The organism is Enterococcus sp. 3H8_DIV0648, assembly GCF_002140655.1.
GTDB classification, from domain to species: Bacteria; Bacillota; Bacilli; order Lactobacillales; family Enterococcaceae; genus Enterococcus_A; species Enterococcus_A hulanensis.
In genome coordinates this window covers 98,160-111,983 of the sequence record NZ_NGLG01000002.1, presented here as the reverse complement: position 1 = coordinate 111,983, position 13,824 = coordinate 98,160, and the positions used below count along the sequence as shown (strand labels likewise).

At 41.6% G+C, this 13,824-nt stretch carries 13 protein-coding genes; 3 read left to right on the top strand and 10 right to left on the bottom strand.

Going from position 1 to position 13,824, the window contains the following annotated elements; translation table 11 throughout:
- Positions 1-307: 307 nt before the first annotated feature.
- Entirely contained in the window at positions 308-544 is a 237-nt protein-coding gene (locus tag A5875_RS17030; RefSeq protein WP_088934802.1) for a hypothetical protein, read from the top strand.
- Positions 545-643: 99 nt separating this feature from the next.
- Here A5875_RS17030 and A5875_RS17025 read toward each other — a convergent pair whose 3' ends face one another.
- The 9 genes from A5875_RS17025 to A5875_RS16990 form a co-directional block, all read right to left on the bottom strand.
- Positions 644-1,300 carry a CPBP family glutamic-type intramembrane protease gene (locus tag A5875_RS17025; protein ID WP_088934801.1) on the bottom strand — a complete coding sequence of 219 codons (657 nt, stop codon included), beginning with the start codon at positions 1,298-1,300 and terminating at the stop codon, positions 644-646.
- Positions 1,301-1,340: 40 nt separating this feature from the next.
- Complete coding sequence (locus A5875_RS17020) at positions 1,341-2,084, bottom strand: hypothetical protein (protein ID WP_088934800.1); 744 nt, start codon at positions 2,082-2,084, stop codon at positions 1,341-1,343.
- A gap of 279 nt (positions 2,085-2,363) precedes the next feature.
- Positions 2,364-3,230 carry a helix-turn-helix domain-containing protein gene (locus A5875_RS17015; RefSeq protein WP_088934799.1) on the bottom strand — a complete coding sequence of 289 codons (867 nt, stop codon included), beginning with the start codon at positions 3,228-3,230 and terminating at the stop codon, positions 2,364-2,366.
- Positions 3,231-3,303: 73 nt separating this feature from the next.
- Positions 3,304-4,104 (bottom strand): DUF4931 domain-containing protein, encoded by an 801-nt coding sequence (locus tag A5875_RS17010; protein ID WP_088934798.1) that lies wholly within the window; start codon positions 4,102-4,104, stop codon positions 3,304-3,306.
- Positions 4,105-4,159: 55 nt separating this feature from the next.
- Positions 4,160-4,309, bottom strand: coding sequence for a hypothetical protein (locus tag A5875_RS23340; RefSeq protein ID WP_242551333.1), 150 nt, complete (start codon positions 4,307-4,309; stop codon positions 4,160-4,162).
- 10 nt (positions 4,310-4,319) lie between these two features.
- The gene (locus A5875_RS17005; RefSeq protein WP_088934797.1) at positions 4,320-4,913 is read right to left on the bottom strand and encodes a type IV toxin-antitoxin system AbiEi family antitoxin domain-containing protein; all 594 of its coding nucleotides are present in this window, start codon (positions 4,911-4,913) and stop codon (positions 4,320-4,322) included.
- A gap of 255 nt (positions 4,914-5,168) precedes the next feature.
- On the bottom strand, positions 5,169-5,531 hold the full coding sequence (locus A5875_RS17000) for a MoaF-related domain-containing protein (protein WP_088934796.1): 363 nt from the start codon (positions 5,529-5,531) through the stop codon (positions 5,169-5,171).
- 164 nt (positions 5,532-5,695) lie between these two features.
- The gene (locus A5875_RS16995) at positions 5,696-6,913 is read right to left on the bottom strand and encodes an MFS transporter (protein WP_088934795.1); all 1,218 of its coding nucleotides are present in this window, start codon (positions 6,911-6,913) and stop codon (positions 5,696-5,698) included.
- Positions 6,914-7,051: 138 nt separating this feature from the next.
- Positions 7,052-9,442, bottom strand: coding sequence for a sugar-binding domain-containing protein (locus A5875_RS16990; RefSeq protein WP_088934794.1), 2,391 nt, complete (start codon positions 9,440-9,442; stop codon positions 7,052-7,054).
- 115 nt (positions 9,443-9,557) lie between these two features.
- On the opposite strand from A5875_RS16990, the gene A5875_RS16985 reads away from it, so the two are divergent.
- Positions 9,558-10,520 (top strand): AraC family transcriptional regulator, encoded by a 963-nt coding sequence (locus tag A5875_RS16985; RefSeq protein ID WP_088934793.1) that lies wholly within the window; start codon positions 9,558-9,560, stop codon positions 10,518-10,520.
- Positions 10,521-10,829: 309 nt separating this feature from the next.
- Here the strand turns inward: A5875_RS16985 and A5875_RS16980 are convergent, their stop codons facing one another.
- On the bottom strand, positions 10,830-11,849 hold the full coding sequence (locus tag A5875_RS16980; protein WP_088934792.1) for an AraC family transcriptional regulator: 1,020 nt from the start codon (positions 11,847-11,849) through the stop codon (positions 10,830-10,832).
- A gap of 278 nt (positions 11,850-12,127) precedes the next feature.
- On the opposite strand from A5875_RS16980, the gene A5875_RS16975 reads away from it, so the two are divergent.
- Positions 12,128-13,816: a glycoside hydrolase family 3 protein gene (locus A5875_RS16975; RefSeq protein WP_088934791.1), complete on the top strand. Its 1,689-nt coding sequence runs from the start codon at positions 12,128-12,130 to the stop codon at positions 13,814-13,816.
- The last annotated feature ends 8 nt before the right edge of the window (positions 13,817-13,824 follow it).

The following is a 13,824-nucleotide window of genomic DNA, read 5'->3' as shown; positions in this document are numbered from 1 at the left end:
TTATCAAAGGGGAGAGTTATACTATTAAATTCTTTTTATAGTAACTGATGTTAGGATGAATTCATGGACACGATTTGGTAGAATTTAACTACTAAGAAAAGGACTAAACTAAAAACCTGTGTGCTATACTGACTACGAGCTAGAGACACTAATCGAAGTACATCACTTTAGCTCCACACCAGTTGCGGAAACAGCTGGTTTTTTGCTTTTTAATAGTTCTTACATTTCGCTTACGATGGTCCTTTCTTTTACTTCCACGCCACTTTTGATGTTATGGTTATTGAGTACCGCTAAGGATGTGAAATCAATGACCAACTTTTATCCTATCCATGTTTATGTTTCTAATTATCGAATGTATTCTTCCCTAGAAAAGGCAAACTTTAGTAATTCCAAGCCCAAATCCATTACCAGCCTATTTGCTGTTTTGAATTTGAGAGAAATCAAATCGCTGAAAATGAATTTGTTTATCTACGATATCGATATCAACAGCTTTCATACAATGAAAGCTGCCGTGACCGATTGCGAAAAACAAATGAATAAATAATAGCTTCATCATAAAAAGCCATCCCTGCTTTCCAGTGGGGATGGCTTTTGTGCTGTAATATTTTTTTGTTTCAGTAGTTCTTCATCACAGTTTTTCCAACTATCTAAATAATAAAATGACAACGAAAATGAGTGTATCATAGACATAATGCACCGCAAATCCCTCCCACAGACTATTGCTCCGCAGGCTGGCTAAAGTAAATGGAATGCGTATCGCTCCGATGATCAGCAGCACCTGAATAAGATTCCAATCATATGACGGCAGATGAAGCAAAGAAAAAACTAACGTACTGACGATAACGCCGACAATCAGTGCCTTTTTATAGCTGTAGGACTTTGCCAGCAACCCTGTGACAATAAACAGTATAACGAAGGTAAGCAGCTCCTCGCCAAAAATCATCGGAATGGCCTTAAATAAGAAAAGGAAATCGATATACTTCACTGCTTCATCTGGCTGCACTTGAACGTTTAGCAGAAATTTCACAACAATACCAGAGATTGATGCCACAAGCTGTGCAGCGATCAAGCCTAGAAAAAAGGTACTGATCGGTTTGGCTGGTTTGCCAAAGGCTTTTGCTGCAGCTGATCCATATAATAGGTAGATTCCTACCCCCGAACCGAGTGCTAACGCTACTGGACTAAAGAAGCCTGAGCCTAAAAATCCAAAAGATAAAACATAGAATCCTATGGCTGTTGTGAGTAACGCAGGCACAATCGCCCACTTTTTGATTGGTGTATTTTCGATTAATTCTCTCATTTGGAGGACCTCCTAAATTTGTTAAACATATACGATCCGTTTAGTGTTTCTTAGTTCTCTGCTTGTTAGTCCAGAAAAACAAGCTGCTGGCAATAATAGCAAAAACAATTCCTAATCCAGTAAAAAAGACAGATAGACGACTTTGTGCCTCTCCTGTTTTAGGCAGCTCGCCAGCGGACCTAGAGTAATTTACCGGATTTTCTTTAGGCTTTTGGACTGAAGCTCGTGTAGCTGTTTTTTCAGTTTGTGATGCTTCTGATTCAGCCTGAGGATTTTCCTTTGATAATGGCGTTTGTGATTGACTCGATGAGTCGGTTGATTCCGAAACGGGCACTGAACTGGCTGCTACTTTTTGTGCAGCCGATTTATCGTTTTCTTCGGGATGTTCAGCCACAATGCGAGCTGTTATCTCCGTGTTAGTCTCGGCGGCCGGTGTTTCTTCTGGGACATTTGATGTAGAAGTTGAACTTTCTTGCTGGTTCGTGCTTTCCGTTTGAGTCTCTTGAGTCGCACTCGTTTCACTATTCGGGCTTTCTGTTGAGCTTTCATCACTGATTGTCGATTCACTTGCGGAACTTGATTCTTGAGGTTCAGTATATAGAATTGTTCCATTCTTGTCGTACCAATAGCTTCCGTCCTTTACGACGATTGTCCCATTGCTGTACCAGTTATCACCATCTTGTGTTGGCTTGGCCGGATCAACACTCGCATTTGCAATAGAGCCCGTTCCAATCAATATCATGCTGAATAAAGCAATCAGTACCATCCATTTCTTTTTCTTCATTATAAAATCCCCTCTCAATCTTCGTTATCTATATTGATTCTTCGAGCAATTTTCTGTCAGAATCATTTTTTTAATTTTTTCTGGCTTTTGTGATTGACTCCTAAACTGTAGGTCCATGCTTCATTTCGTTTTTTTCATTTCTGCTCCTCACTATTCAAGTTATTCGCACTTTTCTTCGTAATTTCCTTCGATAGTATAGAGCGTTTTTTTCTTAGAAAATATTAAAGTCCGAAATATCGGACCATAAAAAAAAAGCCGACAAAAATTGTCCGCTTTGAATTACTTTATGGCATTTGAATTTAGTAAGGCGTTCAGCTCTTTGGCGATCGCCGGCTGACCTAGTTTAGAAATCGTCAGTAAGATTTGCTCAGCTTCCTGATAGTCTGACCTGTTTCCCCTTTTGAAGGAGATTACTTTTTCAAAATAGAAGGAGATTGTTTTATGAAAATACTCCTTGTAGTTGGTGCTTAATAGTCTTAACTGTTGATTTAGTACCTCGGCATAATCTAAATAATCGTGCTTAATCGATTGTGTAATCAAATTTATCAGCATCGCACAAAAAATCTCACGCCCTTTATCATACTCCATATAAAGCGTTAACGACTTCGAGAGATTTCGGAACAATTCAAAATGTGTACTAAACTCTAAAAATTCGATCGTATTACCGAATAGCTGGACTTCTTGAAGCGTCCAAGTCTCGATGTTGATCAAATATTCTTGGATCGTTTGGCGATCTTCCTTCAAAATGACCGCCGGATCAAATTTGCCTGTTTCCTTGATATTCTCAATCATTCTTATTCGGCAGCGAATCTCCGCACAGCGGACCTGATTAACGATATCGTCAAAGGCCTCATATTCAGTCAGCATCCTTTTTAACGCTGCCGCATCATGAAAGTTTGAATAATTGGACAAGCGATAAATATAATCTGAGTAAGGATTTAACAAGTAGCCTCGATTAACATAGAAGAACTCGTCGATATCCATCGACAAACGGTCCAAGATCTCGATCAGCAAATCAGTCGAAATTTTATGGTTTCCCTTCTCAAACTCGATCGAATAAGACTTGGATATGATGCCGTTGTATGTTTCCTTTTGCGAGAAGCCCTTTTTTTGGCGAATTTCTCTGACTTTTGGTCCAAATTCCATCGCTGTACCACTCCAGTAACTATTTTATGATCCGCTATCATTTTTTTGGACAGCTTGAACGAATCGGGAAAAATTATTGGTTCTCCTGATTGTCATCAGCCGTCAAAAACATTTTCAGCTCATTGCCGATAGTAGCTAAATGCTCGTCCGTAAAGGTTTGCGACAGCCGATAGCCGACAAAATAAGGCGAATCAATAAATCTTGGCACAACCTTCGCAATCAGCTTTCCTTCTATTATAAAGAAAAAGAGATTAAAGCTATCACAACGACCGTGAAAATAATCTTGCAGGACAAAACAAACCAGCTGCTGTAAATAATCTGCGAACAGCTCGCTGTTTTCCTCCCACTCGACGATCAGATTCATCTCTAAAAAGCCCATCGTGGGAAACTTAGAAAGTGTAATTGACAGCTCATCACGCTCCAATACAGATACCCCTTCAAAATTTTCCAGCTGAATCTGGCTTTCCCCATCAACATCCTCTAACCCAACGATCTGCATGTGGGGATGCTTCAAAGAACCGCCGGACAATGGACCGTGATTTTTATAGAATAAAACGGATTGGTAGCGCGGCTCTTGCTTCATTTCCTTCCAGCATTTTAGAGCAAACTGAATCAGCCGACGGTTCTCTTCTTTTGTATAAGTAGAGATGTCACTGTTATGTTCCTTACTTTCAATGATTAATGTCTGGGAAGTATTGTTTAAAGTCGGATATTTATTTTTGATCCAAAGAAGCTCCCCATCTTCAGCTAAAATATTTTCTTTCTCTTCATAATCGCAAAATGGACAGCCGTTTGTCTCGGCTTTCATGTGCCGCGGTTTTCCCTGTGCTGCTACATGAGAAAAAATCAACGGCTTTTGTTTTTTTTCTTTCATTTATCAAAACTCCTTCACCCAAAGTATAAAGCTTTGAAGAACTGGAATCCACTTTTTAAAATAGACAATCAATTGTCTTATACTCAGATTCCGCAATTGCTTCTACAAAATGATCCATCATAAAATGGCGCTGAACTAACTGAGGGTTCAAATTATTTTGTTTTGCTAAATTTCTTGTTTTAGCTGTAAATTGTGTTGGTGTCATAATATCCTCCTCAAATCAGACTTAACATATGTGTGTGCATTTCTTTTGATACGGATAGTTTATTCATATAGACACTTAACTTTCCTGGATCTCTCTCTTTACTTGACATATAGTTTTTTAATGACTCTAGCTTTAAATCATACGCCATATCAAATCGAGAACTCCAAATATCACACAACGTCCGTTCCTTATCATATAAATAAATAGGGTTATCTTGAAAAGAGAGCCCTTCAATCTTGCCTAATTCATAAATATTCTTTGGGACAAAATGAAACTTCAAATTCTGAGCTTTCATTTCTTTCCGACTAACATTGTATCCTTTAGGAAATGTAAGATGAATTGCTGCCGGCATATTGTCAGATAGTTGATGAATATCCAGTGCTGTCTCATAAGAAAAAATACCACGCGAAAATCTATTTTGTTGTAAAAAAAGCTCATCAATTCCATGACCATCTAACACATAAAAGCCTCTCTCAATGGCAAGTAAACGCCCAGTTTTTACATATGCTTGTACGGTCGATGGACTGATTCCCTCTAATCGAGCCTCTTTCATAGAAAGATTTCCATCTCTTTTTTCTAATAATTCATAAAGCTTTTTCGACATAAACAATACCCCTCTTTTGTACAATTAAACTACTTATATTATATCAAAGTAGTTTAATTGTACAACAAGAACCTTGGATTCCTTCCTAAAACTCAACTTCTTTTTGTTGTTGCTGATGCTTCAGTTCTTTATAGTTGATACAGTTAGTTTAACAATCATCGAAGGCGTAAAGACGCTTTGCTATAAAACACTTATAAAACAAAAAACCATCCATAAGTTTATAGGATGGCTTCTTCATTGAATTTAATTCAGTTATTACAGCGGAGCTAAATCCGGCTCGCCATTTTCCAAAATAAGATGAAACGGTCCTTCATGGATAAATGGTCTGCGGCCTCCGCGATAGTTCTCGTCAGTAAATGTCATAAAGCTTTTTACGAATTGATTGGCGGTATCAACGGTGTAGGAAACACAGAGTCCCGATTCCTCTACCCAATCGATAGAAAAGATTCCACCGGGATATTCTTCCACATGGATCGTCTCGACATCTGTCGCCCCTGCATCTTCTTCGCGAATGGAAGTCCAGCGCAGCTGATTATCGGCTAAAAAATCAATCCGAAATTGCAATCCCGAATCAAACTTGATTTCGGCTATTCTGCCTTCTAATGGATGTTTCTTCATGTATGCACCTGCTTTATCTATAGTATTAGTTTTTCTATTTCTAGCATACAGGTTTTATGAATGAAATGCACCGGTATTTTTGAGAGCGTTGTCATACTCATAGAAAAACAGCAGTTAGAGAAAAAAATTACTCTCTTACTGCTGTTTTATTCTCGATAGTAAAGCTATGCTTCTTGAAACTCTTTCAACTGCTTGTTTGTTTCTTGTTCAGACTTTTTTTCGATTCGGCTGCCTAAACGAGTGATTAGCAGCACTGCGGCTGTGATTCCACTGATAACGATACCCGCGATATACGAATTCGCTCCTGCTGAAATTTTTGTCGCGGCTAACAGCATTGGTGCCAAAAAGCCTGCCACAGAAGCGATTAGAGTGTTCATGGCGATCGCTACTGGGAATTGCTGATGATTGGCTAGGATTGAAAGCTCATAAGGAATCGTTGCATTGACCATTACGATACCCATCCCTGAGAACATGTTTCCAGCGATATGCAGTACCGGATTGTTGAAGAAAACGATGCAGATATACGACAATGCAAAAGCGACAAATCCCCAAGCCATCGTATCGGTTTTCGTGAGTTTACGAATATACTTCAACCCAAAAGCGGTACAAATTCCGCCGACATTTCCTAATGCAGTGACCATCGCCGTATAAGCGGTACCATTTCCTTTTGAAGCCAATAATAATGATTGGTTTGCCAAGAAAATCATCAAACACAATGAGGTTACGAAGGTAACGATCAACATCACATAAACATAGCCATTCAAGCTTTTTACTGTTTTACCAAAGCTGATATTTTTCTGATTTGAAACTTCTGTCTCAGAAAGCTTGCGATCTTTTGGCACTAAAACTAGAACAACTAATAAAATAATAATAGCTGCGCCATAAACCCAAAACAGATTTTTCCAATTGGCACTGCCCAGCATGCCGCCGATAGCTGTAAAGCCCATCATTCCAAGATTATTGAAGCCCACTGCCCAGCCCATGACCGTTGCACGTTCTTCACCGTCAAAGTGTTCCTGCAATAATACAGGGCCAACGTTACTAATTAACCCTAAGCCGAAGCCTAAAGCGACCATACACGCTAGGATGATATTCAAGCTGTTATTATAGAAAACTGGCAGCAGGCCGCTGATAGCGACGATCGCTACCGACACGATACCAATATTTTTTCTAGTCAGCTTATAGGTCAGCCACGTAAAGACTAAGGTTGCTGCTAATTGTCCAAGCTGCGGGATCGAGCTTAGCATTTGGACTTTGGAGATTGGTTCTTGAGGGAAAGATTTTGAGATGGCGGCAATGGCTGCCCCAACGACCGTCCCTGACATCAGCAACAGATTCATGCTTAGTATTCCAACAGCAAGTGAGATTTTTTTCTTATTCATAATAATTGCGCTCCTTCATATTTTTGTTTCCGCTTTCAAATTACATCCAAAGTATAAGACAGAAAAAAACTCCTCACCATATTCAAAATTCATGCGCTTTGTGGTCTTTTCATAGGTGGTCTTTTTCTGTCTGCTTTTTTATGCTTGAATCTCTGCTTTTAATCCAACCTCTTTTTCTGCCCGCACAATGACTAAGGCCTGCCCTTGAAACAATCGAACATTTGTCAGGCTGTAGGCATCATGATTGGCAGGATCGCCATTAGCCAGACCAACAATTTCTCCGTTTTCGACACTTACGGCTACCTGTTCACAGGCGGTTGGAACAAATCGCTGCTGCTTGTCCAACGCCATTAGTTTATAAAGGTCGTATTCCCTGCCGGCAAAAATTCGTTCACTTTTAACCGTTTGAATCACAGAACTAGTTTCATGACTAGCTTCAGCGACGGCGCGGGTATTTTTGTAAGCCAATGCTTTTAATTTCCCAGCTTGATAGGGAACCTCCCAGTTCGCTATGTGTGCTTCAACTGTCTTTTTGCCATAGCTTTTTTCATTGACGAAAAGCTCTACTTCACTCGCATTGCTGAAAACTCGAACGGATACACGACCGTTTGCATCAATGTCCAATCCTTCTTCGTTCCAATGAGGCAGCAGATGAACTACGGGTTCTTCACACCATGTTGCTTGATAGTAATAGTAATAATCCTTTGGAAAGCCGCATAAGTCCGCAATCCCAAATTGCGAGGAGATCGCTGGCCAGCCAAATGGGGAGGGCTCGCCATAATAATCAAAGGCCGTCCATAGAAAAACACCGCCCATATAGGAATGCTTGGTCAAATAGGCCATCACCTTTTCTGGTCGAGCAGTCCCGCCTACACCTGGATCTCCCGGCTGGCGTTTTCCAGGTAAGATCATAGAAAACATTGAACCAAGATTTGAACACTGACAATTTTCCTCATTGTCCCGATAGATTCCGCGGGTCGAAAAGTAAGAAGCACTTTCTGTACTCATGATCGGCAGCTCTGGGTGATTTTCCTTGATCTTGATTGCCCCCGGTCCCATTGCATCCGCTTCAGGATAATTGACCCCGAGGACATCATAGTTGGTCAGATAGTTTGTATCGACCTTGCCTTCAGGATTCAGCAGTTCGGCAGAAACAACCAAGCTTTCATAGTTATTCCGTTTGATCGTTTGTACTAATCGTTCAGCGATTCGACTGCCTAATGCAGTGTTGCCGATGATCTCTTCGTTCGCAACAGACCAAAAGCCAACGGAAGCGTGCATTCGACTTTTGATGACCATTTTTTCTAAATCAGCGATCCGCCAAGGCGTGCTTTCCAACAGCCGGTTTTCATTCATCAAAATGATCCCTAACCGATCACAAGCCTCCAGTAATTCTTCTGAAGCAAAGTGATGCGCACTGCGCCAAGCATTGACCCCCATCGCCTTCATCATTTTCACCTTATAATCTACTAAGTCTTGATTCAGCGCTACTCCTACTCCAGCAAAATCTTGATGCTCGCACACACCGCGTAATTCATAGGATGCGCCATTTAAGTAAAAGCCGTTTGTATCATAAGCAAAGGTTCTGACACCAAATTTTTTCCGACATTCATCAGTAGGGATGTGAAAAATGGCTTCATACAGATGGGGCTCCTCAGGCGACCAGAGAATCGGTGCAGAAAGTCTGAACTCTTGTTTAAATGTCCGTTTCTCATATGGTGGTATCACCTGTTGATCAAACTGGATCACCTGATCATTAATGGTAATCGTCGGAGCTGCCTCAACTAGATCCTGCGAATTATTTTCTACACTGAGCTCCGCGCCCATCAAGGCATAATCCGGCCGCAGCTCCTTAGTATAGATATAGGCACCCTCGCGATCGAGTGCCGTTAACGGTACCAGTTCCAACCACACATTTTTATAAATTCCTGCGCCTTCATACCACCAGCCTTCAGCACCTGTTGTCGTATCGACACGAACGAGTAAGGCATTAATCCCTTCATCCCCGTATCTCGCCATCTCAGTAATATCGAAAGAAAAGCTGGTGTAGCCGCTATTATTATTTCCTAGATACGCACCGTTCAACCATACATCTGCCGAACGCATCACGCCCTCAAAATGCAGGATAACTCTCTGCTGACCAATCAGCTCCTCTGCTAAGCTGAAGGTCTTGCGATAATATCCGATCCCTTCTTCTTTTGAGCCTGACATCAAAAGTGCTGGATCTTGCACATAGGGTTGGCTGATTTTCCAATCATGAGGAAGATTGACCCTTTGCCAGCTTTGATCTAATGCAGCATCAAGCACTGTCCCAGCCAAATTTTTCAAGCCCTGTTGAAGGTTACCTTGAGCAATCAACTTTAAGAAATGTTCACCTCCTGCTCCATAATTAACGGGCTCGCCTGACTCTCCTGTTATTGGTGCCGTTAAGCCGCCTAAGGCATGTGCTTTTTTAGCTGTCTTATTGGGAGAACCGATTTCTCCATAATGAAATTTCCATTCTTGATTTAAGCTTTTTGTTGTTCGCATCAGCTTTCCTCCCTTTCATACCCTCATTCTAGGCAGTCTTGCTCTGTGATATAATGAAAAATACCAACTTTGAGAAAACGTTTCCTGCATTTTCCCAACCTTTTGGAGGTGTCTTATGTCAAACGATCCTTTTTCCAAGCTTCATGCGGCAAATACAGAAGTTCCGCAAATTACGACCTACTCGCCGATTGCGATCTTTTATAAACAAAAAATTGGCGAAAAAGTGCTTTACACAAAAGTCCAAGATGGCGAGATCGTTGCTTTTGAGGATGAAGAATATCAAGCGCTGCATAAAAATCAAAATTTTGAATTGATGTATGTCTTGAATGGGGAATTGACTAATTTTATCGAGGATAAGGAATATCTTTTCCGGGCAGGTGAAGGCTGTTTACTGAATACGCAGATTCTGCATCGAGAAATTCTTTCTGACGGCTGCAGTGTGGTCTTTCTAAATTTATCGCCCGCTTTATTACAGGAATTATTTATGAATGATTGCGGCGAGGGACCGATTTTTCAATTTCTGCGACAGAATCTCCAATCAGACTCCCAGTGGAAACGCAGCTATATTGAATTGACCCCTTGTCTGCCGCAGCAGAGCGCTGGTTTTCATATCATTCTCGACTCGCTGCAGCTGGAGGTTGCCACTGCAAAAATCGGCCGGACCTACTTTCAGCGGGGATTGATTTTACGATTATTAGATGCGCTGGAAAATACCAATTTATTCTCGCTCCAGCAAATCGACTTGGATTTATCTAAGGAAGCCTATCTCGTCAATCGTGTCACTCATTTGATCGAAAGCCGTTTTGGCAATATTTCACGCAAAGAGATCGAAGCAGCCCTTCATTACAATGCGGAATACCTGAATCGGCTGTTAAAGCGCCAAACCAAAATGACCATTGCCGGCTATGCCCAGATGATTCGTACGCAAAAGGCCCAGCAGCTGTTGAACACTACGGACTTGACCATTCAATTAATCGCGGAACGTTTAGGCTTTTCCAGCGAAGCTTACTTCTATCATTATTTTAAAAAGCAAACGGGACTCTCGCCAAATCAATATCGACAAAGGTTTAAGCTCTAATAAAGGCTTCGCGAACTCGCTCAGCTTTTGAGCACCAAGTAGGTACTGTTCCACATCAGCTCCAAAAACCAATCGCTGTGTCTCACAGCAATAAGACCAAAATCTTTCTAAATTGCTTCTCAAATTTCGAAATATTTTTGCTTATTGCCGATATGCTAGTTCTGCTTAATGCTAATTTAGCAGCAACTGGCTGGGTCACACCGTTGTGTAGAAAAGCTAGTTCGTGAAGCCAGACATGGATATACCCGCTACAAAGCGATTTATTCATCTGAAAATTTTATACTTACTTTATAGTAAAAAACCGATTGATCACTCAATCGGTTTTTTCGCGTGGATCGAATATTTTTCTCGGTACTCTGTTGGCAAAATTTTTAAGTTTTTCCGGAACATTTTATAGAAATACGACGGATTCTCATAGCCCACCTTCAATGCGATCTGTTCGATTGGCGCATTGGTGTAGGTCAAATATTCGGCGGCAACATTTACCCGTTGCAGATGAACTAGCTTGATAAACGTAAGGCCAGTGTGCTTTTTCAAATAGGAAGATAAATAATTCGGATTAAAGCCAAAGTGCTGCGCCATTTCCTCAAGAGTGATCTGGGCGTAATTCTTTTCGATATACAAAAGCAGCGAAAGCAGATTAACTGAAGCATCATCCTCACTAGCGATCATTTCCTGTTCATTGGCCGCAGAGCGGATCAGCCGCGCAAATAAAGTCAACAGCTCTAGCCGAATGATCTGATTTGATTGGGTATCGGGATGATAATATTCTTGAATAATATCCCCCAGCAATGTCTGAATCTTCCCATCCTGATGGGTCCGAAACAGCCGATAAATATTTTCCCCTTGGGTTTCATTTGAAAGCAGCGAAAATAATAATGATGAGACTTTTTTTGTTACACGGTCCTCGTACATAAAATGATAATCGTTTAACGTGAACGCCGTGTCTTTTAGTGTCAGATTGATCACGATGCTCTCTTCACTGATCGGCTCCACTCGATGAATCGTATGATTTCCGATGATGATCAAATCATTTTGCTGCAGCTCCAACCGGTCATTTTTAGTGATGACCGTACACTCTCCCACAATCGGAACGATCATTTCGACATAGTTATGAACATGATAAGGAATGTAGGATTTCACCGGCTGCACAGAGATCGCGATAGACTGCAAGTTAACCTCCAGCGAATCATCCAACGTATGAAAGAATTCATAAACCGGCTCGTTTTTCAACATACCTGATCGTCTTGGCCGCATTTCCGGGCCCAGCGCCTCCCAATCCCGAGGGTGATTTTTTTCCTGCAATATTTTTAGAATTTCCGCCTCCATTGATTTTTCTCCTTTCTAAATATTCCTTCTACTGGCTAAAAAGTTGATTATTTATAGGTTTCCTTCTTATAAGTCGTTTTTTTCTATTATCTTCATTTGCCGCTTCGCCTAAACTATCTCATGAATGATTTATTCAAGCAAGCACAGATTGCTGCGAAATGAAAGGAGCAGTGAAATGGACACACCGCAGATGTTTTTTCGCAATAGTATCTCCACTTTTTCCAAGCTAGAATGAAAGCGTGAACAAGTATATATAAATTTATGGAGGCTTATCATTTATGTTAGATCTTACGAAAAAACCTTACAATTTAACGCCAGAACAAATTCAACAGCTGCAAGACAAGGTGCAGGCAATGTCCCTTGAAGAAAAAATCGGTCAGCTCTTTTTTGTGATCGGTCAAGACGAGGATCAGGTAGATATCAAGAAGTTTATCAAAACCTATCGTCCTGGCGGGATGATGTATCGCCCTGCCCCCGCTGAGAAAATCAAACGCGAACTCGCCGCTGCTCAAGAAGCAAGCGACACTCCGCTATTCTTTTCTGCCAACTTAGAATCCGGCGGCAATGGGATCATTTCCGAAGGTACCTGGTTCGGTATGCCGTTACAGATCGCGGCGACCGATGATTACAGCCATGCCTATGAGTTGGGAAATGTTGCCGGAGAAGAAGCGGCACAGGTTGGCTGCAATATGTCCTTTTCCCCGATCGTGGATATCGACAAAAATTTCCGCAACCCAATTACGAATACTCGGACCTTCGGCAGCGATCAGGAACGCGTGATCCAAATGGCGGAAGCGCAGATTAAAGGACTTCAGGAAAATCAAATTCTGCCAGTGATCAAGCACTTCCCCGGTGATGGTGTCGACGAACGGGATCAGCATTTACTGAGCTCGGTCAATTCACTTTCTGCTGAGGATTGGATGGCTTCTTACGGCAAAATTTATCAAACCTTTATCGAACAAGGCATCGCCAGCATCATGATCGGTCATATCTTCCAGCCGGCTTGGGAACGCAAGCTGATGCCGGAAATCGCGGACGCTGAGTTAAAACCAGCTTCGGCTTCAAAATTATTGATTGACGGCTTATTGCGAGAAACTTTAGGCTTCAACGGCTTGACCATCACTGATGCCACCCCAATGCTGGGCTATAACGCGATCATGCCGCGCGAAAAACTGTTGCCGGCCACTATCAACGCTGGCGTCGATATGATCCTGTTTAATAAAAATATTGATGAGGATTATGCTTTTATTAAACAAGCGGTAGCTGATGGCACACTGGAAATGGAACGGATTGAAGAAGCCGTTTTACGAATTCTTGGTACCAAAATGGCTCATGGCTTATTCGATCTAAAAGAACTATCTGCTTCCCTTGAGCTAAACTTAGCGGAACACGCGGAAAAAACAGCGGCGGCGGCTAAAAAATCAGTCACACTAGTCAAAGATCGCGACCAGCTCTTACCATTAACCGTTGAACGCTATCCCCGCATTCGTATGGTAGTCCTTGGAGACTCAGACGATGGCGGCTTTAAAGAAGGCGGAAAAGTCACGGACCACTTCCAGAAACAATTGGAATCACTTGGTTTTGAAGTCACCTTGTATGATCGCAGCCGCCTGGACTTTCATGAGATTTTTGAAGAAGGCGTAGCCGAAATGGAAGAAAAATTTGATCTGGCACTATACATCGCCAACATCGAAACCGCCAGCAATCAGACGACGACCCGTTTGGACTGGATTCATTTAATGGCTGCCGATGCTCCGTGGTTCATGAAGTCGATCCCAACTGTCTTTATCTCAACCGCGAATCCGTATCACTTGTTTGATGTTCCGGCGATCTCTACTTATATCAATACCTACACTGGCAATAAAGAAAGTATCGCGGCGGTGATCCGTAAAATGACCGGTGCTGAAGCATTCGAAGGCATCAGTCCAGTTGATCCATTCTGCGGCGATTTTACCACCAAACTATAAAAAGGAGC